The 22,274-nt window shown below is 63.3% G+C and carries 23 protein-coding genes; 10 read left to right on the top strand and 13 right to left on the bottom strand.

The window, feature by feature from the left end; genetic code table 11:
* Window positions 1-23 precede the first annotated feature (23 nt).
* On the bottom strand, window positions 24-1,043 hold the full coding sequence (locus OSW16_RS04270; protein ID WP_267820993.1) for a Glu/Leu/Phe/Val dehydrogenase family protein: 1,020 nt from the start codon (window positions 1,041-1,043) through the stop codon (window positions 24-26).
* Window positions 1,044-1,168: 125 nt separating this feature from the next.
* On the opposite strand from OSW16_RS04270, the gene OSW16_RS04265 reads away from it, so the two are divergent.
* The gene (locus tag OSW16_RS04265; RefSeq protein ID WP_267820992.1) at window positions 1,169-1,975 is read left to right on the top strand and encodes a SirB1 family protein; all 807 of its coding nucleotides are present in this window, start codon (window positions 1,169-1,171) and stop codon (window positions 1,973-1,975) included.
* Here the strand turns inward: OSW16_RS04265 and maiA are convergent.
* From maiA to hmgA, 3 genes are read right to left on the bottom strand one after another with little or no spacing between them, the layout of a single operon-like run.
* Complete coding sequence (gene maiA, locus OSW16_RS04260; RefSeq protein ID WP_267820990.1) at window positions 1,969-2,601, bottom strand: maleylacetoacetate isomerase; 633 nt, start codon at window positions 2,599-2,601, stop codon at window positions 1,969-1,971. The two genes, OSW16_RS04265 and maiA, sit on opposite strands and share 7 nt — an antisense overlap.
* A gap of 12 nt (window positions 2,602-2,613) precedes the next feature.
* On the bottom strand, window positions 2,614-3,906 hold the full coding sequence (gene fahA / locus OSW16_RS04255; protein ID WP_241806567.1) for a fumarylacetoacetase: 1,293 nt from the start codon (window positions 3,904-3,906) through the stop codon (window positions 2,614-2,616).
* Entirely contained in the window at window positions 3,903-5,210 is a 1,308-nt protein-coding gene (gene hmgA / locus OSW16_RS04250; protein WP_267820987.1) for a homogentisate 1,2-dioxygenase, read from the bottom strand. The genes fahA and hmgA overlap by 4 nt, the downstream gene beginning before the upstream one ends.
* Window positions 5,211-5,324: 114 nt before the next feature.
* On the opposite strand from hmgA, the gene OSW16_RS04245 reads away from it, so the two are divergent.
* Window positions 5,325-6,107 (top strand): IclR family transcriptional regulator, encoded by a 783-nt coding sequence (locus OSW16_RS04245; RefSeq protein ID WP_267820985.1) that lies wholly within the window; start codon window positions 5,325-5,327, stop codon window positions 6,105-6,107.
* A 243-nt stretch (window positions 6,108-6,350) separates the two neighbouring features.
* Here OSW16_RS04245 and OSW16_RS04240 read toward each other — a convergent pair whose 3' ends face one another.
* From OSW16_RS04240 to OSW16_RS04230, 3 genes are all read right to left on the bottom strand, one after another.
* The gene (locus tag OSW16_RS04240) at window positions 6,351-7,262 is read right to left on the bottom strand and encodes an SDR family oxidoreductase (RefSeq protein ID WP_267820983.1); all 912 of its coding nucleotides are present in this window, start codon (window positions 7,260-7,262) and stop codon (window positions 6,351-6,353) included.
* A 113-nt stretch (window positions 7,263-7,375) separates the two neighbouring features.
* A complete protein-coding gene (locus OSW16_RS04235; protein WP_267820981.1) occupies window positions 7,376-8,284 on the bottom strand; it encodes an alpha/beta fold hydrolase in 909 nt (302 codons plus the stop codon).
* Window positions 8,285-8,500: 216 nt separating this feature from the next.
* Window positions 8,501-8,956: a flavodoxin gene (locus tag OSW16_RS04230; protein WP_267820979.1), complete on the bottom strand. Its 456-nt coding sequence runs from the start codon at window positions 8,954-8,956 to the stop codon at window positions 8,501-8,503.
* Window positions 8,957-9,057: 101 nt separating this feature from the next.
* Here OSW16_RS04230 and OSW16_RS04225 point away from each other — a divergent pair, with 101 nt between their 5' ends.
* A complete protein-coding gene (locus tag OSW16_RS04225) occupies window positions 9,058-9,498 on the top strand; it encodes a PAS domain S-box protein (RefSeq protein WP_267820977.1) in 441 nt (146 codons plus the stop codon).
* Window positions 9,499-9,544: 46 nt separating this feature from the next.
* Window positions 9,545-10,162, top strand: a complete 618-nt coding sequence (locus OSW16_RS04220; RefSeq protein ID WP_267820975.1) for a hypothetical protein — start codon at window positions 9,545-9,547, stop codon at window positions 10,160-10,162.
* On the opposite strand, the gene OSW16_RS04215 is transcribed toward OSW16_RS04220, so the two are convergent.
* On the bottom strand, window positions 10,147-11,085 hold the full coding sequence (locus OSW16_RS04215; RefSeq protein WP_418942028.1) for a MerR family transcriptional regulator: 939 nt from the start codon (window positions 11,083-11,085) through the stop codon (window positions 10,147-10,149). The two genes, OSW16_RS04220 and OSW16_RS04215, sit on opposite strands and share 16 nt — an antisense overlap.
* Before the next feature lie 212 nt (window positions 11,086-11,297).
* On the opposite strand from OSW16_RS04215, the gene OSW16_RS04210 reads away from it, so the two are divergent.
* From OSW16_RS04210 to OSW16_RS04195, 4 genes are all read left to right on the top strand, one after another.
* A complete protein-coding gene (locus OSW16_RS04210) occupies window positions 11,298-11,858 on the top strand; it encodes an antibiotic biosynthesis monooxygenase (RefSeq protein ID WP_267820973.1) in 561 nt (186 codons plus the stop codon).
* Between the two features lie 77 nt (window positions 11,859-11,935).
* Window positions 11,936-12,628 carry a dihydromonapterin reductase gene (folM, locus tag OSW16_RS04205; protein ID WP_267820971.1) on the top strand — a complete coding sequence of 231 codons (693 nt, stop codon included), beginning with the start codon at window positions 11,936-11,938 and terminating at the stop codon, window positions 12,626-12,628.
* A 9-nt stretch (window positions 12,629-12,637) separates the two neighbouring features.
* Entirely contained in the window at window positions 12,638-12,934 is a 297-nt protein-coding gene (locus tag OSW16_RS04200; protein WP_267820969.1) for a DUF1244 domain-containing protein, read from the top strand.
* Window positions 12,927-13,268: a HopJ type III effector protein gene (locus tag OSW16_RS04195; protein ID WP_267820967.1), complete on the top strand. Its 342-nt coding sequence runs from the start codon at window positions 12,927-12,929 to the stop codon at window positions 13,266-13,268. The genes OSW16_RS04200 and OSW16_RS04195 overlap by 8 nt, the downstream gene beginning before the upstream one ends.
* A 24-nt stretch (window positions 13,269-13,292) precedes the next feature.
* Here the strand turns inward: OSW16_RS04195 and OSW16_RS04190 are convergent, their stop codons facing one another.
* Window positions 13,293-14,201, bottom strand: a complete 909-nt coding sequence (locus tag OSW16_RS04190) for an alpha/beta fold hydrolase (protein WP_267820965.1) — start codon at window positions 14,199-14,201, stop codon at window positions 13,293-13,295.
* An 89-nt stretch (window positions 14,202-14,290) separates the two neighbouring features.
* Window positions 14,291-15,490 carry an enoyl-ACP reductase FabV gene (gene fabV / locus OSW16_RS04185; protein WP_267820963.1) on the bottom strand — a complete coding sequence of 400 codons (1,200 nt, stop codon included), beginning with the start codon at window positions 15,488-15,490 and terminating at the stop codon, window positions 14,291-14,293.
* Window positions 15,491-15,812: 322 nt separating this feature from the next.
* On the opposite strand from fabV, the gene OSW16_RS04180 reads away from it, so the two are divergent.
* Window positions 15,813-16,991 carry an acetyl-CoA C-acetyltransferase gene (locus OSW16_RS04180; RefSeq protein WP_267823873.1) on the top strand — a complete coding sequence of 393 codons (1,179 nt, stop codon included), beginning with the start codon at window positions 15,813-15,815 and terminating at the stop codon, window positions 16,989-16,991.
* Window positions 16,992-17,209: 218 nt separating this feature from the next.
* Window positions 17,210-18,721 (top strand): methylenetetrahydrofolate reductase C-terminal domain-containing protein, encoded by a 1,512-nt coding sequence (locus OSW16_RS04175; protein ID WP_267820960.1) that lies wholly within the window; start codon window positions 17,210-17,212, stop codon window positions 18,719-18,721.
* On the opposite strand, the gene yjiA is transcribed toward OSW16_RS04175, so the two are convergent.
* The 3 genes from yjiA to OSW16_RS04160 all read right to left on the bottom strand — a co-directional run bounded on the left by yjiA (window position 18,657) and on the right by OSW16_RS04160 (window position 21,984).
* A complete protein-coding gene (gene yjiA / locus OSW16_RS04170; protein WP_267820959.1) occupies window positions 18,657-19,634 on the bottom strand; it encodes a GTPase in 978 nt (325 codons plus the stop codon). The two genes, OSW16_RS04175 and yjiA, sit on opposite strands and share 65 nt — an antisense overlap.
* A 72-nt stretch (window positions 19,635-19,706) precedes the next feature.
* Window positions 19,707-19,904, bottom strand: a complete 198-nt coding sequence (locus OSW16_RS04165) for a YbdD/YjiX family protein (RefSeq protein ID WP_008094130.1) — start codon at window positions 19,902-19,904, stop codon at window positions 19,707-19,709.
* A 13-nt stretch (window positions 19,905-19,917) separates the two neighbouring features.
* The gene (locus tag OSW16_RS04160) at window positions 19,918-21,984 is read right to left on the bottom strand and encodes a carbon starvation CstA family protein (RefSeq protein WP_267820954.1); all 2,067 of its coding nucleotides are present in this window, start codon (window positions 21,982-21,984) and stop codon (window positions 19,918-19,920) included.
* Between the last annotated feature and the right edge of the window lie 290 nt (window positions 21,985-22,274).

The following is a 22,274-nucleotide window of genomic DNA, read 5'->3' as shown; positions in this document are numbered from 1 at the left end:
GGCGGCCGGGCCGCCGTGCAGCGTCAGCCGTATAGCAACCGCTCGGCCAGCATTTGCGCCACGCGCGCTGGTGAGCGCTTCTCGGCCTGGGCGTGGGCAAACACCTCGGTCAGGCGCGTCGGGATGCGCGCCAGGTGCGCGGTGATGGTACCCAGCTCCTCGCCGCGGTGCTTCATTGCCACATAGATCAAACCACCGGCATTGATCACGTAGTCCGGGGCATAAAGAATCCCACGGGACTCCAACTGGTCAGCCACCTGCAAGGTGGTCAGCTGATTGTTCGCCGCCCCCGCCACCGCAGCACAGCGCAGTTGCATCACCGTCTGGCCATTGAGTACCGGGCCCACGCCACACGGCGCAAAAATGTCGCAGGGCGTACTGATCAAGGCGTCGTTGGTCACCGGATGGGCGTTGAACTGCTCCACGGCCAGCCGCACCCGACCGGGGTCCAGGTCACTCACCAGCAACTCGGCACCTGCTGCGTACAATTGCTCGGCCAATGCATAACCCACATTGCCCAGGCCTTGCACCGCAATGCGCAAGCCTTTGAGGTCACTGCTGCCCAGGCGGGCCAGGCAGGTCGCACGGATGCCGGCAAACACGCCCATCGCCGCATGCGGCGAGGGGTCACCCGAGGCCGTTGTGCTGGTCACATGGGGCGTGCTCTGGGCGATGCAATCCATGTCCAGCGTCGAGGTGCCGCTGTCCACAGCGACGATGAAACGCCCCTGCAGGGTATCGATGCAGTGCCCCAGTGCTTCGAACAGTGCCGCGCGGTTTTCCACGTGCGGGTTGCGCATGACCACCGCCTTGCCACCCCCCAACGCCAGCCCGGCCAGCGCCGCCTTGTAGCTCATGCCTTGCGCCAGCCGGATGGCATCGGCCATGGCACTCTCGTCGTCTGCATAGGGCAGGTAGCGGCAACCACCCAGCGCCGGGCCGCGAATCTCGTTATGAATGGCCAAAACCGCCTTCAGGCCGGTTTGGGGGTCATTGAACAGGTGCAGTGACTGGGTGCGGGTGCTTTGCATCAGCGCGAACATCGGCGGGCTCCCCTGCGAGGTGCTCCTAGCAGTATAGGCATCCGCATGCAGGCCAAGCTGCTACCGGACCACTGGACGAATCAGCCCGCCAGCGCTATTACTCAAGGGTATGTGGAGATGCCCCGATGAACCCACGCCAAGCCTGCCTGGCCTGCCTGGAACGCGAACCGGTCGCCTTGCTGGAGGCTGCCTTGTGGATGGCCGCCGAGCACGATCACAAGGTCGAGCCTGCCACCAGCCTTGCCAGCCTGCACCACCTGCAAGCCGAAATCAGTGCCAGCCTGCCGATGCTGCCGCTCTGCGAGCTGGCTCAGCCACTGTTGCGTCAACTCAATGCGCTGGGCTTCCAGCAGGATGAATACCACCCTCTGCGCCCGCAGGCAGCACTGATGGACAAGGTTTTGCAGCGCCGCCGGGGCCAACCGCTGGCGCTGGCCATCATCACCCTGGAACTGGCCCGGCGCCTGTCCATAGCGCTGGAGGGTGTGGCATTCCCAGGGCACTTTCTGCTGCGCGTACCCGGTGCCGATCACCTGCTCGACCCTTGCGGTGGCCGGCGCCTGTACCCCAATGATTGCCGCGAGTTGCTGGCCCGCCAGTTTGGCCCGCACATGCCACTGACAGCCGAGCACCTGCGAACGGCTACCCCGGCCCAGATGCTGCAGCGCCTGTCGCGTAATTTGCGCCAGTTGCATATCAACAATGACAACCACCTGGCCGCGCTGATCGACGCCGAACGGGTCATGCAATTGGGCCCGGTGCAAGTGAGTGACTACATGACCCGCGCCTCGCTCTACCAGCACCTCGACTGCCCCCAGGCCGAACGCTTCGACCTGGAGCATGCCTTGCTGCTCACCGAGGATCCGGTGCAGCGTCTGAAACTGACCGAACGTATCGGCCAGCTACCGGTGGCGAAGCGTTCGATTCATTGAGCCGGTGTATCTGGCTGGCAGGACGGGTGCGCCATGGCGAATGCAGCATGCCTGGCGGCCAATGCCATGACCCGGCGGATGCGCGGATAGCTGCCGAGGTCGACATTGAATCGCTCGGCCGCATACAGTTGCGGCACCAGATAGACGTCCGCCAGCCCCGGCGCCTCACCAAAGCAGTAGCCATCGTCGCCGATCAGTTGCTCTACAGCCGCCAGGCCTTGGCCAATCCAGTGGGCGATCCACTGGTTGACCTGGGCCTCGTCATGGCCCAACTGGCGTAACTGGTTGAGCACACTGACGTTGTGCAACGGGTGGATGTCGCAACCGATGATGGCCGCCACACCGCGTACCTTGGCCCTCGCTGCAGCGCCACTGGGCAACAGCGCAGGCTGTGGATAAACCTCTTCCAGGTACTCGATGATCGCCGGCGACTGCACCAGCAGCTGGGCATCGTCGGTACGCAGCGCCGGGACCCGGCCCTGCGGGTTCACCGCTGCATACTCGGTGCCGCGCTGCTCGCCCTTGAGCAGGTTGACCGGCAGGGCCTGGTAATCCAGGCCCTTGAGCGCCAACGCGATACGCACCCGGTAGGAAGAGGTGGAACGGTAGTAGGTGTACAGCTCCATTACCCTGCTCCCTCAGTTGGCGGCAATGACCTTGCCGCGGCACTCACCAAAGCCGATGCTGGCCACGCCATCCCGCTTGCAACGGGCACGCAGGATGATTTCATCGCCGTCCTCGAGGAACTTGCGCTGCTCGCCACTGGCCAGCTCCACCGGCTGCTTGCCACCCAAGGTGGTCTCCAGCAGGCTGCCGTAAGCATCGGGCGAAGCACCGGACAGCGTGCCCGAACCGAACAGGTCGCCTGGCTGCAACTGGCAGCCGTTGACACTGTGATGGGCGATCAGCTGTGCCACAGTCCAGTACATGTTCAGGGTGTTGCTCAACGCCAGGCGGTGAGCGGGCAAGCCCTGTTCACGCATGCGCTCGGTCAGCAGCAGCACTTCCAGTTCGATGTCGAAGGCACCGTGGGCCTGATCACGCGGGTCTAGCAGGTAGGGCAACGGTTGCGGATCACCTTGCGGGCGTGCCGGCTGGGCGCAACGGAAAGGCTCCAAGGCCTCGGCGGTGACCACCCAGGGCGACAGCGTGGTGATGAAGCTCTTGGACAGGAACGGCCCCAGCGGCTGGTATTCCCAGGCCTGGATATCACGCGCCGACCAATCGTTGAGCAGGCACAGGCCAGCCAGGTGCTGATCGGCTTGCGCGATCGGAATCGCCTGCCCCATCTCGTTCCCCTGGGCAATCCAGATACCCAGCTCAAGTTCGTAATCCAGGCGCGCGCACGGGCCGAAGGTCGGTTCGGTGTGCCCGGCGGGCAGCGTCTGGCCCTTGGGGCGGCGAACATCGGTGCCCGACGGGCGCAGGGTCGAGGCGCGGCCGTGGTAACCGATCGGCACGTACTTGTAGTTGGGCAGCAGTGGGTTATCGGGGCGGAACAGCTTGCCGACGTTGGTGGCGTGCTGAATGCCGACATAAAAATCGGTGTAGTCGCCGACCTTGGCTGGCAGGTGCAACTGGCAATCACTGGCAGGATGCAGCGCCCCTTTGAGCACCGCCTGGTGCTCGCTGTGTTCGCCCAACAACGCCAACAATCGCTCGCGCAGCGCCACGCGGGCCTCACGGCCGAGGGCGAAAAAGGCGTTCAGCGCACCACCACGGGTAGCCTCCACCGCAGCCTTGGCCTGGCCCTCGAACAGCCCGGCAGCCAGTACGGCCTCCAGATCGAGAACCGCATCACCGATGGCAACGCCGCAGCGCGGCGTTTCACCTGGGCGGCTGAAGATGCCCAGCGGCAGGTTCTGCAGCGGGAAGTCGCTGTGCCCGTTGGCGTGCTCTACCCAACTACGGGCAATGGCGGACTGGTTCATGGGTATCTCCGGTTCGGGTTGAAGGTGCTCGGCAAGGTGGCCCAGCAACGATCGTAGTCGGCCTGCAACTGCGGGCATTCGAGGGCCTGCAGGCTCGGGCGCAGCACCTGGCTGGTCTCGAACATGAAGGCCATGGTGTTGTCGATCTTGTGCGGCGCGAGGTCAGCGGCGATGGCTTTCTCGCAGGTCTCGGCATCGGGCCCGTGGGCGCTCATCACCCCGTGCAGCGACGCGCCGCCGGGCAGGAAACCATCGGCCTTGGCATCGTAGGCACCGCTGATCAGCCCCATGAACTCGTTCATCAGGTTGCGGTGGAACCACGGTGGACGGAAGGTATTCTCGGCCACCATCCAGCGCGGTGGGAAAATCACGAAGTCCATGTTGGCCAGACCGTGCACGCTGGTCGGTGAGGTCAAGACGGTGAAGATCGAAGGGTCGGGGTGATCGAAGCTGACCGTGCCGAGGGTGTTGAAACGGCGCAGGTCGTACTTGTAGGGCACGTTGCTGCCGTGCCAGGCCACCACGTCCAGTGGCGAATGCTGCAGCTCGCAGGCCCAGTGTTCGCCCAGGAACTTCTGCACCAGTTGCACCGGGCCTTGAGCCTCCTCGTAGTGCGCGACCGGGGCCAGGAAGTCTCGGGGGTTGGCCAGGCCATTGCTGCCGATCGGGCCCAGGTCCGGCAGGCGCAATGGCGCGCCGTGGTTCTCGGCAATGTAGCCACGGGCCTGGCCATCAGGCAGTTCGACGCGAAACTTCATGCCGCGCGGTATCACCGCGATCTCCTGCGGCTCGACCTCCAGCAGCCCCAGCTCAGTGGCGATGCGCAGGCGGCCCTGCTCCGGCACGATCAGCAGTTCACCGTCAGCATTGAAGAACACACGCTCCATCGAGCGGTTGGCGCAGTAGATGTAGACACTCACCCCCGCCGGTTTGTCCGCAGCCGAGTTGGCTACCATCGGCAGCCAGCCTTCGATGAAGTCGGTTGCTTCAGCGGGGAGCGGTTGAGGGTTCCAACGCAGGCGATTGGGGGTGACGGCGCCCAACGGCCCGTTCAGTGGCTGACGCGCCAGCCGTTCGAAGCGCGGGTGCAGGGCGGAGGGGCGGATGCGATACAACCAGGTCCGGCGCAGTTCGCTGCGCGCCATGGTGAACGCCGTACCCGACAGCAGCTCGGCGTACAGGCCATAGGGGGCCTTCTGCGGAGAATTCTGCCCGATGGGTAGGGCCCCAGGCAGTGCTTCACTGGCGAATTCATTGCCGAAGCCGCTCAGGTACTGAAGGTCGGGCGACGTGTCGCGGTTCATCGATGCCTCCGGATTTTATATTTATCGTAATCAGATTACGAATAACGTAATTTGCTCCGTGTCAGGCGTCAAGCTATAAAGGCGCGACTCGACGAATCCGGAAACCCGTAACCCATGGCCAAAGCCAGCCCCCCCACCGACAACGGCAAGCAGAAGGTCCGCTCGGCGGAAGTCGGCACCGACATCCTCAAAGCCCTCGCCGAGCTCTCCCCGTCTACCTCCCTGTCGCGGTTGGCCGAGCACGTGCAGATGCCCGCGAGCAAAGTGCACCGTTACCTGCAAGCGCTCATTGCCAGTGGCTTTGCCGAACAGGATGCGGCCACCAACCACTACGGGCTGGGCCGCGAAGCATTGCGCGTGGGGTTGGCAGCGTTGGGTAGCATCGATGTGCTGAAGCTGGCTGCGCTGCCCTTGTCGCAGTTGCGTGACGAACTCAACGAAAGCTGCTTCATCGCCGTGTGGGGCAATCAGGGGGCCACGGTGGTCAGCATCGAGCCTGCTGTACGGGCGGTCACGGTGGTGACCCAGATCGGCTCGGTGCTGCCGCTGCTCAGCTCGTCCACCGGCCTGGTGTTTGCGGCGTACCTGCCTGAACGCGAAACCCTGGAGCTGCGCGACAAGGAACTTGCCGTGCTGCAGCAGAGCGCGAGCGATTACGACCGGCTGCTGGCAGGCATTCGCGAACGGGGCCTGCACCATGTGCACGGTTTGCTGATGCCGGGCGTGGATGCGCTCTCGGCGCCCGTTTTCAATGCCATGGGGCAGATCGCTGCGGTGATGACCGTAGTCGGGCCGACCTCGATCTTTCACGCCGATGAACATGGGCCGGCGGCGCAGCGCCTGCTGGCAGCAGCGGGCAATACCAGCTGGCGCATGGGTTACGCGCCGAAGGCCTGAGCGGGCGCTGGCACTGTTGCCTGGAACGTAAAGGTGAATGTCGCGAGGGGCTATTTTTCTTGCCTGATCAAGCGCTTATTCTGGGGTCACTGGCCGGCATGAAGGGCCCTCCCCCCGCCTTTCAGGCCTGCTAGGTTCACCGACGTTGATTTTGAAGCTCCTTGATCTGACGTCTCGATTGGCCGCTGCGCTTGCAGCGGCCTTTTTTTATTTACAGGGCGTTTGGGGCGTGGCGGACGCACGCTACAGCGGATAGCGCTGCAGGTTCGCCATCATCTGCTGCAACGCCTGCAGGCTGTCCTGCGGGTGTACCGCGTCAGCGAAATCACCAATCTGGTTCCAGCTGTCGGCCACCTGCTCAGGGCTGAACCCTTCCCTCGGGTCGAAGCCGACACCCAGGCTACGCTCCCAGCGCACCTTGCCTATCCAGCCTCCACCCACCTCGAACAGCTCACCGCTGCTCTGGCACTGCTCGCTGCCCAGGTAAACCACCAAGGGGCTGACCAGTTCAGGCTTGAGGCGCTCGAACACCTGTGCCGGGATAAGCCCTTCGGTCATGCGCGTGCCACCGGTGGGCGCGATGGCATTGACCAGCACGCCGTGCTTACGCCCCTCGATGGCCAGGGTGCGGGTCAAGCCATACAACCCAAGCTTGGCCATGCCGTAATTGGCCTGGCCGAAGTTGCCATAAATACCAGAGGTCGAAGCGGTGAAGATCACCCGCCCCCAGTTCTGCTCGCGTAAATGGGGCCAGGCAGCCCGGGTAACCTTATAGGCGCCCTCGACATGGACCCGGTAGACCTGATCCCAGTCACTGTCGTCCATCTTGTGGAAGGTCTTGTCGCGCAGGATGCCGGCATTGTTGACCAGCACATCGACCCGACCAAAGCTGTCCAGCGCCTGTTCGACGATGCGTGCGCCGTCACTCACGGAGTCGTGGTTGGCCACGGCCATGCCTCCCGCGGCGCGGATCTGCTCGACAACCCGGTCGGCCGCCGAAGCACTGGCACCTTCCCCATGGGTAGAGCCTCCAAGATCGTTGACCACCACCTTGGCGCCACGCGCGGCGAACAGCAGGGCATGGGCGCGGCCCAAGCCACCACCGGCTCCGGTGACGATCACCACACGGTCTTGCAGACGTACCGGCTCGCTCATGCTCCTGGCTCCAGATAGGTTGAAGGCCTCGAGTGTCCACCAGCCTCTGCCGGCGGACAATCAAGCTCACTCAGGCTGAATGCCAGGCGATAACGCGCAACGATGTCAGTCGCTCAGGACCAGGCCACTTTTTGCGGGACGTAGCGCAGCGGCTGTTCGCGAAAGGCCAGATAATGGCGCAGTACCTGCACAGGGGCTTCGGTGTGCGGGTAATGGCCTATGCCTTGCAATTGCACGATGTCCGGGTTGGGCACCAGTTGTCCGTAACGCTCGACCATCTGCGCGCCGCTCAGCGGATCGACCACACCGTTGATCAAGCGCATGGGCACGCCGTCACGCTGCAGCGCCCCCACCCAGCGCTCGCGATGCAGCCTGCGCTCGGTCACGAAACCTACCAGCTTGTGCAGGATGCGAGTGCCGCTGTTGGCCGCGATCAGGCTCCAGAAATCATCCAGTGCGCTTTCGCTGGGGTGAGTGCACGGCCCGTAGACCTGGCTGACGTTGCGCACCAGGTCGTCGCGCCCGAACGAGCGCGCCACCAGCCAACCCAGGCGGCTGAGCAGCAGTTTCTGTATCAACAGTACCCGGCAGCTTTCAGGGAACAGACCGCTGTTGAGAAACACGCAACTGGCGATGTCCGCACTCTGCTGTTCATGGTGCCGCGCCAGCAACTCCTGGGCCACACTGCCGCCGTAATCGTGTGCCAGCAGGTGCACAGGCTGGTCGACCTTGAGGTGGGCAAGCAACGCCTGCTGCAGGTCGGCTTGTTCGATCAGGCTGTAGCCATGGTTGAGCGGCTTGGCCGAATCGCCAAAGCCGAGCATGTCGCAGGCGATGACGCGAAAGCGCTGGGCCAGCGGCGCCCAGAGGTAATGCCAATCCCAGCTTGCGGTCGGGAATCCATGCAACAGCAGCAGAGGCTCTCCTTGCCCTGCGGTCCAGTAACTTATGCTCTGGCCCCGGAATGAAAATTTCTGACTCCGGGTACGCCAGACGCACAATGGTATCTCGGCCAAAGGCATCAGATTCGTCCCGGTATGCAACGGTCGTGGTGGTTATAGGGCAAGGCTGCGTTCATTGCATGTCACCTCGGCACATACATGTGCTCTCTATGTCGAGGCTGAGTCTAGTCAGCCACCAACTCGGTGAAACTTGCGTTGACAGCCAGCTTGATGACCGAGCGAGTCAGTGGCACGAACGGTCATGGCCCATGGGGGTCGCCACTACAGCCTCAAGCCTCAAGCCTCCAGGGCCTGGGCAAATGTCGCCAACCACGGTTCGGCGTCAGTCTCCGGAGTTACTGTCTCGCTGGCATCGAGCGTGAGCATCGGCTGCACTTCACGCACACCCAGTTCGGCGAACAACTCTCGCATCTGCTCACCACCGCCGCAGTAAGTATCGCCATAACTGGAATCGCCCAGCGCGATGACCGCCCCCGGCAGGCCACGCCAGGCAGCGGGCAGGGTGTCGCGGATGCTGCTGTACAGCGGCATGAGATTGTCCGGCAGCTCACCCATGCCGGTGGTGGAGGTCACTGCCAGCAAGGCTTCTGGGGCAAAGCCTTCGAGATCCTGCTGGGTGGCGCGGGCTGCGTGCCAGGCGTCATGGCCTGCAGCTTTGAGCAGCGACTCGGCGTGACGGGCAACTTCTTCGGCAGTACCGTACACGGAGCCGGAAATAATGGCGATTTTCATCGGGAGATGGATTCCGAAACTGAGTGAAAACGTAGGATACTAGCATCCGACGGTGGCAAAAGGCCGCCTACCCCTACGCCCTCTTGCCTACTGGCCCGGACATGATCAACGCACAACTGCTGCAATCGATGGTCGATGCGTCCAACGACGGCATCGTGGTAGCCGAACAGGAAGGCGATGACACCATTCTGATCTACGTCAACCCGGCGTTCGAGCGCCTGACCGGCTACAGCCGCGACGAGATCCTTTACCAGGATTGCCGTTTTCTACAGGCCGATGACCGCGACCAGCTTGCCCGTGCACGCATTCGCAAGGCGCTGGCCGACGGCCGCCCCTGCCGCGAGGTACTGCGCAACTACCGCAAGGATGGCAGCGGCTTCTGGAACGAGTTGTCGATTACGCCGGTGACATGCGATGCCGATAACCGCACGTATTTCATCGGCATTCAGAAAGATGTCAGCCGCCAGGTCGAACTGGAGCGTGAACTGGCGCAGGTGCACGTTCGTCGGGATTTCGACGAGCGCCCGGAACCAAGCGCCTAAGGCAGGGTCAATCCCGTTGAAGAAGTCGCCAACTCCGAGCTCGATTATGCACGCCAATGCGCTTTTGACCCAGGACGAACTGGATTTCATCCAGGACATGCAGCATTCCCCGCACTTGAACCAGACCGACCCGATGTCGAGCCTGCTGGTCAATGGCGACCGGCGCATTCAATCGTTGCTGGCTCGCCTGGTAGCCAACGAGCAAGTGACCCTGCAGGCCCAGTTCAACAACCAGCAGATCAATTTCCCCCTGCAGCTGGTGGAGGACGAGTTCCACGCCGTGCATCTGCAGATCGGTTCGCCGGAAATCTACGAAGACGGCCCGATGCTGCGCCCTTGGCGCCTGTCGATGGACCAGCCCACTGCGCTGCTGGATGGGCAGGGCAAGGTCAGCGGGCTGTTCGTGCGCGAGATATCTTTCAAAGGGGCGCTGCTGGAAATTCGCGGCCTGCCTGAAGCGCCTTCACGTTTCGACCTGCGCTTCGCGCCAGCGGGCATCCCGGCTATCACACTGCACGGCAGGCTACGCCGGCGTATCGGCTCGGATCTCGCTGCCTACGACCTTAGCCGCAGCCTGGCGCAAGAAACCGAGCGCTTGCGTGAATACATTCTGCAGGCCCATCGTCAGGCCCACCCGGAGCTGCACGCTCAGCTGTCGAGCTGACCGGCCAGGTATTGCCGCAGGCGCCGCCGCATCACGCTCACCTCTGCCCCCAAACACGCCACCGGGCTGCCCGCCAGGCTTTCCTGGGCCAATTCGGCAGCCTCCCCCGCCAGTAACAATGGACAGTCAAGCCCAACAGCCATCCGGCTCAAGCGCTTGCTCAGCTCAGCGGTGGGCGCCTGGTTGGAGAACAGCACCAAAGCGTCAGGCCTGAGCTTTGCAGAGACGACCGCCAACTCATCCAGCGGCTGCCCAGGCGCCAACAGCGTCACGCCGATATCATCGCTGCACAACAGCAGGCCGGTGACCAGCAGCTCCAGCTCCAGGCACTGCCCCGATAGCGGCGCCAGAAGCACGCAGCGGCTGTGCTGCCGACGCGTGAGTTGCAGGCGCGAGAACACTCGGGCACGCAAAAACTGATCGAGGAACAGCCACTCGCTGGCCTGGCCGAACGCACCTTGCCCCGCCGCCAGGTCGTGCCAGACGGGCATGAATACATCAGCGAAAACCTGGTCCTGGCTGATGCAGGCAAACACCTGGTCGAACAACCGATCAAGGCTTGCGGCATCGAAGCGTTGCACTGCCTCGCGCACTTGCGCCTGCCAGCGCAGGGCAGAGTCGGCTGCGAACGCGTCACCCGCGCTCGCCTGATCACGCGCCAGAATACTGCCTACCTTGCTGACCGCCACGCCGCGCTCGAGCCACCCGAGGATGCGCCGGATATCGTCGATGTCCGCCAGCGAATACAGGCGGTGGCCGCTGTCGGTGCGGGTTGGCTGGATCAGCCCATAGCGCCGCTCCCAGGCACGCAGGGTCACGACATTGACCCCGGTGAGCCGGGAAACTTCACGTATGGGGAACAGGTCCTGATGCTGCAGGCCTGCTTCGACTTCCGCTGTAAGTCCCTGATTGTCGATCTGCACTGAATGACCTGTGCGCAATAAATTGGAGGTGCAGTCTACTACGGGAGGAAAGATCGCAGGTTACCCAGCCACAGCAGCAGGCAGTTGCCAAGGACGTTCAATCAGCCATAATCCGCGCCCGATTCTTGCATAGACGCTTGTGTCGCCCACCACCCCGGGCCACACAGCCAAGGGGCCGGCTACCCGCCAGCCCCGTCGCCAGGAGATACACGATGTCTACCCCACCCGTCACCCTGATGGTGTCGCGCCGCGCCGCCCACGGCCGCTACCAGGACCTGCTGGCCTGGCTGCACGAAGGCGAGCAGCTGGCCACCGACTTCCCCGGCTACCTCGGTTCAGGCATCCTCGCGCCGCCCCGCGACAGCGATGAATTCCAGATCATTTTCCGCTTCAGCGACGAGCCCACCCTGCACGCCTGGGAGCATTCGGCGTCACGCCGCGCCTGGCTGCAGCGCGGCAACGGCCTGTTCGAGCGCCCCAAAGAGAGGCGCGTCAGCGGCATCGATGACTGGTTTGGCAGCAATACAGTGCAAAAACCACCCCGTTGGAAACAGGCGGTAGCGATCTGGTTGGCATTCTTTCCCGTGTCGCTGTTGTTCAACGTGCTGTTCGGCCACTGGCTGAACGCACTGGAACTGCTGCCGCGGGTGATGCTCAGCACCTTGGCACTGACGCCACTGATGGTGTACCTGTTCATCCCGCTCTCCACCCGCCTGCTGGCCAGCTGGCTGCATGCTTCGCCTGCCTCAGGCGCCGCTCTGCGCAGCCGCTGAGGCGAGGCCGCACACGAGGGAAACAGTTCGGGTATGCTGGGCGGCAACGACAGGAAAGACAAGTTGACCGCCCGCACATGAACAGCCCAATTCTCGTTACCGGAGCCAGCCAGCGCGTCGGGCTGGCCTTGGCCCTCGAGCTGGCAGAGGCCGGCCATACCGTGGTCAGTGCCAGCCGCAGCGTGCAGCCCCAGCCTGCGCACCCGAACATCGTGCAGTTCCAGGCCGACCTTTGCCTGGCGGCCGAACGCCAGGCGCTGATCGACTACCTGCAGCAGCACTACGATGGGCTGCGCGCGATCATCCACAATGCCTCCTTGTGGCTCGACGATGGCCTGGACAACCTGCAGACCATGTTCCGCCTCCACGTCGAGGCGCCCTACCACCTGAACCTGGCGCTGGGTGATTTGCTGAACAAGGTCGACAAGGCCGATATCATCCACATCTGCGACGAAACGTCCTCGCGTGGCAGCAAGAGCCATATCGGCTACGCCGCCACCAAGGCAGCGCTGCAGAACATGGTGCTGTCGTTTGCCGAAAAATATGCGCCCAAAGTGCACGTCAACGGTATCCTGCCCGGGCTGCTGATCCTCAAGGAAGGGGGCGACGAAGCCTATCGCCAGCAAACCCTGAAAAAGGCCCTGCTGGAATTCGAACCCGGCCCAGGCCCGCTGATCGAGACGGTCAAATACCTGCTCGACAGCCAATACAGCACCGGCAGCCAGGTGGTCATCAACGGTGGCCGCCACCTGAAGAATCGCATGATTTGAGAGAACCCCATGACTGCGCAAGAACAACTCGAACTCGAGGCCGCCGCCTTCCGGCGCCTGGTCGCACACCTGCAGAACCGCACCGACGTGCAGAACATCGACCTGATGAACCTTTCCGGGTTCTGCCGCAACTGCCTGTCCAAGTGGTACAAGGCCGCGGCCGACGAACGCCAGGTCGACATCAGCCTGGATGACGCCCGTGAAGCGGTGTATGGCATGCCCTACGCCGATTGGAAAAGCCAGTACCAGAAAGAAGCCAGCGCCGACCAGCAAGCGGCGTTTGAAAAAGGAAAACCTCGTGACTGATCTGAACACCCTGCGCGCCAGCCTGGCCAGCGGCGAACACGCCTTTGCCGACACCCTGGCGTTCATCGCCGCCAATTACAGCTACCAACCACAGGCCTTCACCAACGGCGGCGTGGAAAACGCCGCCGGGCAGAACGAAGGCTCGTGCAAGACGCTGGGCCTGGCCCTGCTGGAGGGCCTGAGCGACCAGGAGGCGTTGCTGGCCTTCGGCGAACACTACCGCGACGTGGTGGCCACGCCCCAAGGCACCGACCATGGCAACATCCGTGCGCTGATGTCGCATGGCCTGGCGGGGGTGAAGTTCACCGCGCTGCCGCTTTCGCGCAACGCCTGATACTGCCGGGCCGGGCAGGCCGCATCAGCTGATCACCTGCCCCGGCCCACCGGCCGGCAACCCGCCGCGCTGCACCCACGCCAGCGCTATCGGCCACAGGCTCTCGCGGAACCGGTCATGGAAGAACGCGAAGTGACCAATCTCCTCGACCGCGATATCCGCAGGGGCGATCCGCAGATGCCGACGCTCTGCGCCCTGCAGATAATCTAGCAACCGCTGCGTAGCGGCCACCGTGCCGAACGGGTCATCGGTCAGGCTGATCGCCAAGGTTGCAGCCCGCACCTGAACAAACGGCACATGCTGCAACTGGCGCCCGCTGGGCCTTTGCTCGTAGCGTGCAGTAGCGGTAGTCCAGTCCTGCACCACACCTGCGGGCGTGTCTTCCATCCAGCCCAGGCGCTTGCCGGGGAAGTAACCGAACACGCGGGTCAGCAAGGGCATCGCCACGTGCCACTTGCCAAACAGCCGCCATCGCTGATCGGCTGCGTAGTCGCGCCAGTAGGCGAACTGCGCCCCAACCATCACCACCCGCCTGATCCGCTCGGCAGACGGCGCCAGCCCCACGGCGCAACCACCGAAGCTGTGCCCCACGACATCCACCGGCTGGCAGGGAAATGCCTGGGTGGCGTGTACCAGCATCGCTTCGAAATCCAGCCTGCCCCAGTCGCTCCAGGAGGCCTGGAACCCACGCAAGGAAGGCGGCCGGGATTCGCCGATGCCGCGGTAGTCGTAGGTCAACACATCGCAGCCTTGGGCGAACAGGTAATCGGCAAAGCGGGTGTAGTAGCGGCAGCGCACGGACGTGGCGGCGTTGATGATCACCAGCGGGCGCTGAGGATTGGCTTGGGCGTGGCGCCAGCAGAAACCACCAAGGCTGTAGCCGTCGGCTGTGGTCTGGCGAAAAGGCGTGGCCGGCTGGGTGAGGCTGCTCATGGCGCGCTTCCTGTTGTCGTGCGCCAACGCTAGCAAAAAATTCGGGGGCTGTACCGGCCCTTTCGCGTGGCCGGTACAAGCCAAGGGGCTTACAGCTCGACGCAGTCGAACTTCACCTCGGTGGCCACATCTTCGTCGTAGTTGACGTCAGCGCGCTCGAAACCGAACAGGTTGAGGAACTGCTTCTTGTAACCAGCGTAGTCGGTCAGTTCGAACAGGTTCTCGGTGGTCACTTGCGGCCACAGGTCCTTGCAGGCGCCCTGCACGTCTTCGCGCAGTTCCCAGTCGTCCAGGCGCAGGCGGCCCTTCTCGTCCAGCTCCGCCGGGGCGCCGTCAGCACGGTACATACGGTCACGGAACATGCGGTCCAGCTGGTCCTGGGTGCCCTCGTGAACGCCCTTCTCCTGCATGATCTTGAAGACCATCGACAGGTACAGCGGCATCACCGGAATGGCCGAACTGGCCTGGGTGACCACCGACTTGAGCACCGCCACGTTGGCGCTGCCACCGACCTTGCCGGCCAGGCGCTGGGCGGTTTCGTCCAGGTCCTGCTTGGCCTTGCCCAGGGCGCCGTGCCAGTAGATCGGCCAGGTGATGTCGCTACCGATGTAGCTGAAGGCTACGGTGCGAGCCTGTGGCGCCAGCACGCCAGCGGCGTTCAGGGCATCGATCCACAGCTCCCAGTCCTGGCCACCCATGACGGTGACGGTGTCTGCGATTTCCTGCTCGGTGGCCGGCTCGATGCTGGCCTCGATGATGGTGTCCTTGTTGGTGTCGATGGCGGTCGACTTGTACGGCTGGCCGATCGGCTTGAGGGCGGAGCGGATCACTTCGCCGGTCTGCGGCAGCTTGCGCACGGGCGAGGCCAGGGAGTAGATGACCAGGTCGACCTGACCGCCCATTTCGTTCTTGATCAGCTCGATGACCTTGGCGCGTGCTTCATCGGAAAAAGCGTCACCGTTGATCGACTTGCTGTACAGGCCCTCGGCCTTGGCGAACTTGTCGAAGGCAGCAGCGTTGTACCAGCCGGCAGTGCCAGCCTTGGTCTCGGTGCCTGGCTTCTCGAAGAATACGCCCAGCGTATCGGCCTTGAAGCCGAAGGCTGCGGTAATGCGTGCCGCCAGGCCGTAGCCGCTGGATGCACCAATGACCAGGACCTTCTTCGGGCCATCCTCGCGCACGCCCAGCTTGCGGGTGGCTTCGATCTGGTCACGGACGTTCAGCTCGCAGCCCTTGGGGTGGGTCGTGGTGCAGATGAAACCGCGAACCTTAGGATGAATGATGGCCAATGTCTGTACCTCGTCAGGTTTATGCCGGGGAAGCGCCGCCTCGGGCGATTCCGATTGATCAGAGGGTGAGACTACCCCCACAGGTTATCCGACACATATTACGGGGTGATCGGAGGGATGCAAAACGATGCGCCCGCGGCAAGCCCTCATGCGCTGGCAAGAACCGGTGGCAACTACCCAGAACCGGACACCCGTCCCGGTGCCATTCATTGGGTTTTTACATCAATGGCAAAGAAAAACAAACTTAACAAATGAGCCAAACCCGCCGAAGCTGGTGGCCCTGCGCCCGCTGGGCGACCACCTGCACACGGAGAACAACAAGATGAACGATGTGGTCATCGTCGCCGCAACCCGTACCGCCATCGGCAGCTTCCAGGGGGCTCTGGCCAACGTGCCTGCAGTAGACCTGGGCGCTGCCGTGATCAAGCGCCTGCTGGAGCAGACCGGCCTGGACCCGGCTCAGGTCGATGAGGTGATCCTCGGCCAGGTACTCACCGCCGGCGCCGGGCAAAACCCCGCACGCCAGGCCGCGATCAAGGCCGGCCTGCCCTTCAGCGTGCCGGCACTGACCCTGAACAAAGTCTGCGGCTCGGGCCTGAAGGCCTTGCACCTGGCAGCCCAGGCCATCCGTTGTGGTGACGCCGAGGTAGTGATCGCCGGAGGCCAGGAAAACATGAGCCTGGCCCCCTACGTGATGCCGTCGGTGCGTACCGGCCAGCGCATGGGCCATGGCCAGTTGGTCGACAGCATGATCAGTGACGGGCTGTGGGATGCTTTCAACGATTACCACATGGGCATTACGGCCGAGAACCTGGTGGAAAAGTACGGTATCAGCCGTGAACAGCAGGATGCGTTCGCTGCCCAGTCGCAGCGCAAGGCGGTGGCTGCCATCGATGCCGGCCGCTTCAAGGACGAGATCACACCCATTGTGATGCCGCAGAAAAAAGGTGACCCCAAGGTCTTCGATCGTGACGAGCAGCCACGCCCTGACACCACCGCCGATTCCTTGGCCAAGCTGCGCCCGGCCTTCAAGAAAGACGGCAGCGTCACCGCTGGCAACGCTTCCAGCCTCAACGACGGCGCTGCTGCGGTGCTGCTGATGAGTGCAGGCAAGGCCAACGCCCTTGGCCTGCCGGTATTGGCCAGGATTGCCAGCTACGCCAGTGCCGGGGTCGACCCGGCGATCATGGGTATTGGCCCTGTGTCAGCGACCCAGCGCTGCCTGGAGAAGGCTGGGTGGCAATTGGGCGAGCTTGACCTGATCGAGGCCAACGAAGCTTTCGCTGCACAGGCGCTGGCGGTGGGCAAGGCGCTGGAGTGGGATGCCGAGCGGGTCAACGTCAACGGCGGGGCGATTGCCCTTGGCCATCCGATCGGTGCTTCGGGGTGCCGGGTGCTGGTGACCTTGCTGCATGAAATGATCAAGCGCGACGTCAGGAAGGGGTTGGCCACGCTGTGCATCGGTGGCGGCCAGGGGGTCGCTTTAGCGATCGAGCGTTGAACCTGGGTCAAGGCCCGAGGTTTTTCCAGGCCGCCGAAATCGGTGGCCACCCACTTCTGACCCGCTCATAGGGTTCAATGCCATTTATTGGCCTATTGGCTGATGATGGAAGGCCACGAGCACGTCTCGTTCAGAGCAACCTCGTACGCTTCCAGACATGCCCGCGCCTGAGACGCGTCGCACAATGCTTCCCTGACAAATCCAGGTGCCCCACTGCCATGAGCCTGCTTAAATCGGCGCTGCGCGATAAAACCTTCGTCTGCGTCATGGAATTCGTGCCCAAGCCGTCGGCCGAACGCTTCGCTGCGATGGAGGCGATCATGGCCCGTGGGCACTTGTGCGGCTGGCCAATGACCGTGGCCATCGGCGACCGTGTCGGTAGCCCGCTGGACCTCTCGCCATTGGACGCCCTGTCCAGCTTCAGTAAACCGGTCCCTGCCCTGCCGCACTTTTCCGGCAAGGACCGTGAACGCCATGACCTGCTCGCGCAACTGAAAAGCATGGACGCCGCCGGTCTCGACCAAATGCTGCTACTGACCGGCGATCGCCTGCCCGGCCACCAGCCAGGCGAGCGCCCAGTGCGCTATCTGGAGTCGGTCGCCGCACTACAAATTGCACGCGAGGCCTGCCCCCACTGGCTGCTGGGGGCTGCACTCAACCCCTTCAAATACCGTGAGGAAGAAGGCGGTGCGCAGTACCTCAAGGCGCAGAAGAAGCTCGCTGCGGGCGCCGACTTCCTCACCCTGCAATTGGGTTTCGATGCCAGCAAGCATCTGGAGGCCATGCAGTGGATGGGCCGTCAGGCCGACCCCAAGCCTCTGCTGGCCTGCCTGATGAGCCTGAGCCATGGCCGTGCCGCGATGCTCGAACATGTCGCCGGCGTTACCGTCTCGCCGTCGATGCGCGACATGCTCGAGGCCGAAGCGGCCGTCTCCAAAGCCTATGCCCAGGCACGCAGCGTCGATCGCCTGGCCTTGCAGATCATTGGCGTAAAGTCGATTGGGTATGCCGGGGTGCACCTTTCCGGGGTTCATGAGCTCGAGCAACTGCTCGCCCTTGAGGCGCGTATCCAGGACTGGCAAGCACGTATCCATTCACAGGCACAGTGGGCAACGGCCTGGGCCGAGAGCTGGCAGATGCCAGGCCTGCCGGCGGTGACCTTCCACCCACCACAAGCAGCCTGGCGCCAAGGCCAGTCGCAGGTCAGCGCAACGGCCAGGGAGAAACTGCGTTATCACCTGTTGCATGGGTTTCATGCCCTGTTGTTCAGCCGTAACAACTGGCTGAGCAAGGCCTTTGGCTGGGCCGTGCGCCGGCCGCTGTGGGCCAGCGACAACGGCACCCGCTGGCTGCACAGCCTGGAACGCAGCGTGAAGCGCCCGTTGCTGGGCTGCGACACCTGTGGCCGGTGCCGCCTGGAAGACACGTTGTACGTCTGCCCTGAAACCTGCCCCAAGGGCCTGGCCAATGGCCCCTGTGGCGGTACTGCGTTGAACCGCTGCGAATTCGGCGACCGCGAGTGCATCCACAGCGTCAAATATCGCATTGCCAAAGCCGTGCAGCAGACCGAGGTGCTCGCCGAGCGGCTGATCCCCTGCATCGAGGTACACACGCGTCACCGCAGTTCATGGCCGCAGTGGTTCGCCCCCCAGGCGCCTGGCCGGCTCAGCCCGCGGCCAAAGCTTCGAAACCCGCCCGAATCTTCGCCTCAGGCAGTTCATCGGCAATGAATACCATCACGCTTTCGCGCGTTTCGCCTTCGGCCCACTCGGCGTCCCAATCGAAACCATAGAGTTTGAGCACGCCCTGGAATATCAGGCGACGGTCTTCTCCGGCAATGTTGAGCACACCCTTGTAGCGCAGCAGTTGCTTGCCGTGCGTCTCGAGCAACTCGTTCATGAAGTCGCTGAGGCGGTCGATGTCCAGAGGGACCTCGGTACGCAGCACCAAGGTCGAGATGCGGTCAGGTGTGGCGGGGCTGAACACTGGGCGCAGGGTTGGCCTGAGGTTGGCGCCCAGGTCAGGGTTGAGGTTGAACCCGCGCACATCGAGCAGTTCGGCCAGGTCGATACGGCCATGCTCCACCACGCGCATCGCTGCACGGCCATTGATACGTGCCAGGCGCTCGCGCAGCGCCTCCACCACCGCAGGCTCGACCAGGTCGGTCTTGCTCAGCAACAGGCGGTCGGCGAAGCCCACCTGGGCCTGCGCGATGGTCTGGGTCAGATGCAAGTCGGCATGAGCCGCATCGACCAGGGTAATGATGCCATCAAGGATATAGCGGTCGCGCAGTTCCTCTTCGACGAAGAAGGTCTGCGCCACCGGCGCGGGATCGGCCAGGCCGGTGCATTCGATCACCAGGCGATCGAAAGCGATCTCCCCGGCGTCCAGGCGTTCGAGCAGCAGGAACAGGGCACGGGTCAAATCGCCGTGAATGCTGCAGCATACACAGCCGTTGGCCAGGGTCATGACCTGCACCGGCTCGTCACCCAGCAGCTGGCTGTCGATGCCTGCCTCGCTGAACTCGTTCTCGATCACAGCGATTTTCAGGCCGTGCTCGGCTTTTAGCATGTGCTTGAGCAACGTGGTCTTGCCGGCACCGAGAAAACCGGTGAGCACGGTTACGGGAATGGGCGTCTGCACGCATAAATCTCCTGAAGCTGAAAATGACTGTGGGAGCCCACAGGCTCCCACAGGTTCACGCAGTGTGCCGAATCAGCAGCACTTCGGGCCAGACTTGCCACCGTAGCGGGCTTCCTGGCGTTCCCGGAAGAACGCCTCGTAGCTCATCACCGGCTTGTCCGGGTGCTTGGTCTGCATGTGCTCGACATAGTTGTCGTAGTCGGGCATGCCGACCATCAGGCGGGCAGCCTGCCCCAGGTATTTACCCAGTCGACCCAGGTCGTTGAACATCGCAGCATTCCTCTCAAGCGTCAGGCAGTGCCTGGAACGGGGTTTCCTTGTCGGTGCGTTCCTTGCGACCGAGGGCGGCGTAACCGACCTTGACCGCAAAGAACAGCACACTGAACACCACAACCAGGAACAACACGGTGAGCCCGGCGTTGGTGTAGGCGTTGTAGATCACATGCTGCATCTGCCCGATGTCCTTGGCTGGGGCCAGCACCTGACCGGCATCCAGGGCGGTGCTGTACTTCTCGGCCAGGGCCAGGAAGCCAACCGCAGGGTTCGGGTCGAACAGCTTGATCAGCCCTGCAGTGGTTGTGCAGATCAGCAGCCACACCGCTGGCAGCAAGGTGACCCACATGTAGCGCTGGCGCTTCATCTTGATCAACACCACGGTGCCGAGCATCAGGGCGATACCGGCCAACATCTGGTTGGAGATGCCGAACAGTGGCCACAGGGTGTTGATGCCACCCAGCGGGTCGATCACGCCCTGATACAGCAGGTAACCCCAAAGCGCCACGCAGCCGGCCGTGCCGATCAGGTTGGCGGTCCACGACTCGGTCCGCTTGAGCGCCGGTACGAAGCTGCCCAGAAGGTCCTGCAGCATGAAGCGGCCGGCACGGGTACCGGCGTCCACTGCGGTCAGGATGAACAGGGCTTCGAACAGGATCGCGAAGTGGTACCAGAAGGCCATGGTGTTTTCACCCGGCAGCACCTGGTGCAGGATCTGCGCAATACCCACCGCCAGTGTCGGCGCACCACCGGCACGGGCCAGGACGGTGTGCTCGCCGATGTCGCGGGCTACGGCCTCAAGCTGCTCGGGGGTGATGAGGAACCCCCAGCTGCTGACCGTCTGGGCCACCGACACGACGTCGGAACCGACCACTGCGGCCGGGCTGTTCATGGCGAAATAAACGCCTGGCTCGATGACCGAGGCAGCGACCATGGCCATGATGGCGACGAACGATTCCATCAGCATGCCGCCGTAGCCGATGTAGCGGGCGTTGGTTTCGTTGTCCAGCAGCTTCGGCGTGGTCCCCGAGGAAATCAGCGCGTGGAAGCCGGACACCGCACCACAGGCGATGGTGATGAACAGGAACGGGAACAGTGTGCCCTTCCACACCGGGCCTGTGCCGTCGGTGAACTGGGTCAGCGCAGGCATTTTCAGCTCTGGCGCGATGATCAGGATACCGATGGCAAGGCCGAGGATGGTGCCGATCTTGAGGAAGGTCGACAGGTAGTCACGCGGCGCCAGCACCAGCCAAACAGGCAGCACGGCGGCGACGAAGCCGTAACCCACCAGCATCCAGGTGATCTGCACGCCGGTGAAGGTGAACGCCGGGCCCCAGACCGGATCCGCGGCAATCTGGCCCCCCAGCCAGATCGACGCCAGCAGCAGGACCACGCCGACGACCGAAATCTCGCCGATACGCCCCGGGCGGATGTAGCGCATGTAGATGCCCATGAACATCGCGATCGGGATGGTCGCCATCACCGTGAACATGCCCCATGGGCTTTCAGCCAGGGCCTTGACCACGATCAGCGCCAGCACCGCGAGGATGATGATCATGATCAGGAAGCAGCCGAAAAGGGCGATGGTGCCAGGAATGCGGCCCATCTCCTCGCGCACCATGTCGCCCAGCGAGCGGCCGTTGCGGCGAGTGGACAGGAACAGGACCATGAAGTCCTGCACCGCACCGGCCAGCACCACACCGGCGATCAGCCAGAGCGTGCCGGGCAGGTAGCCCATTTGCGCAGCGAGCACGGGACCGACCAGGGGGCCGGCGCCAGCGATGGCGGCGAAGTGGTGACCGAAAAGAATGTGTTTGTTGGTCGGGACGTAGTCCAGGCCGTCGTTGTTGAGCACCGCAGGGGTGGCTCGGCGTGGGTCGAGTTGCATCACCTTGGTGGCGATGAACAGGCTGTAGTAACGGTAGGCGACCAGGTAGATGGCCACTGCCGCGACCACGATCCACAAGGCATTGATCGCCTCGCCTCGACGCAGGGCGACCACACCCAGCGCACAAGCCCCGATGACCGCCAGCGCCAGCCACGGGATGTGGCGTAGCAGGCTGTTATTGTTGTTCATGGCATGCTTCCAGCTAAGTGGTTGGAATAGACAGCCCCTTGAGTCTAGGGCTTGCTTGAAGGGTTTACCATCCCGAATTGGCATGTAGCCACCGGCGAGCACAGGCTCTAGAACGCAGCTACCCGCACCACCTCATGCCTGGGAGGCGAGCCGCGCCCTGGCAGGCCTGTCATTTTTGCCAGTTGTTCAGGAAAGGGGCATCGGCTTTCAATGATCAGGCAAGTCGATTGCCCTTGGACGACACGCGATTGGCGAATCTGCACACGCTGCAATTGTGCGTCGATCATCTG

The organism is Pseudomonas putida, assembly GCF_026625125.1.
In the GTDB taxonomy this organism is placed as follows: Bacteria; Pseudomonadota; Gammaproteobacteria; order Pseudomonadales; family Pseudomonadaceae; genus Aquipseudomonas; species Aquipseudomonas putida_X.
The sequence above is the reverse complement of the archived record's forward strand: the minus strand, read 5'-3'. Positions and strand labels throughout refer to the sequence as shown.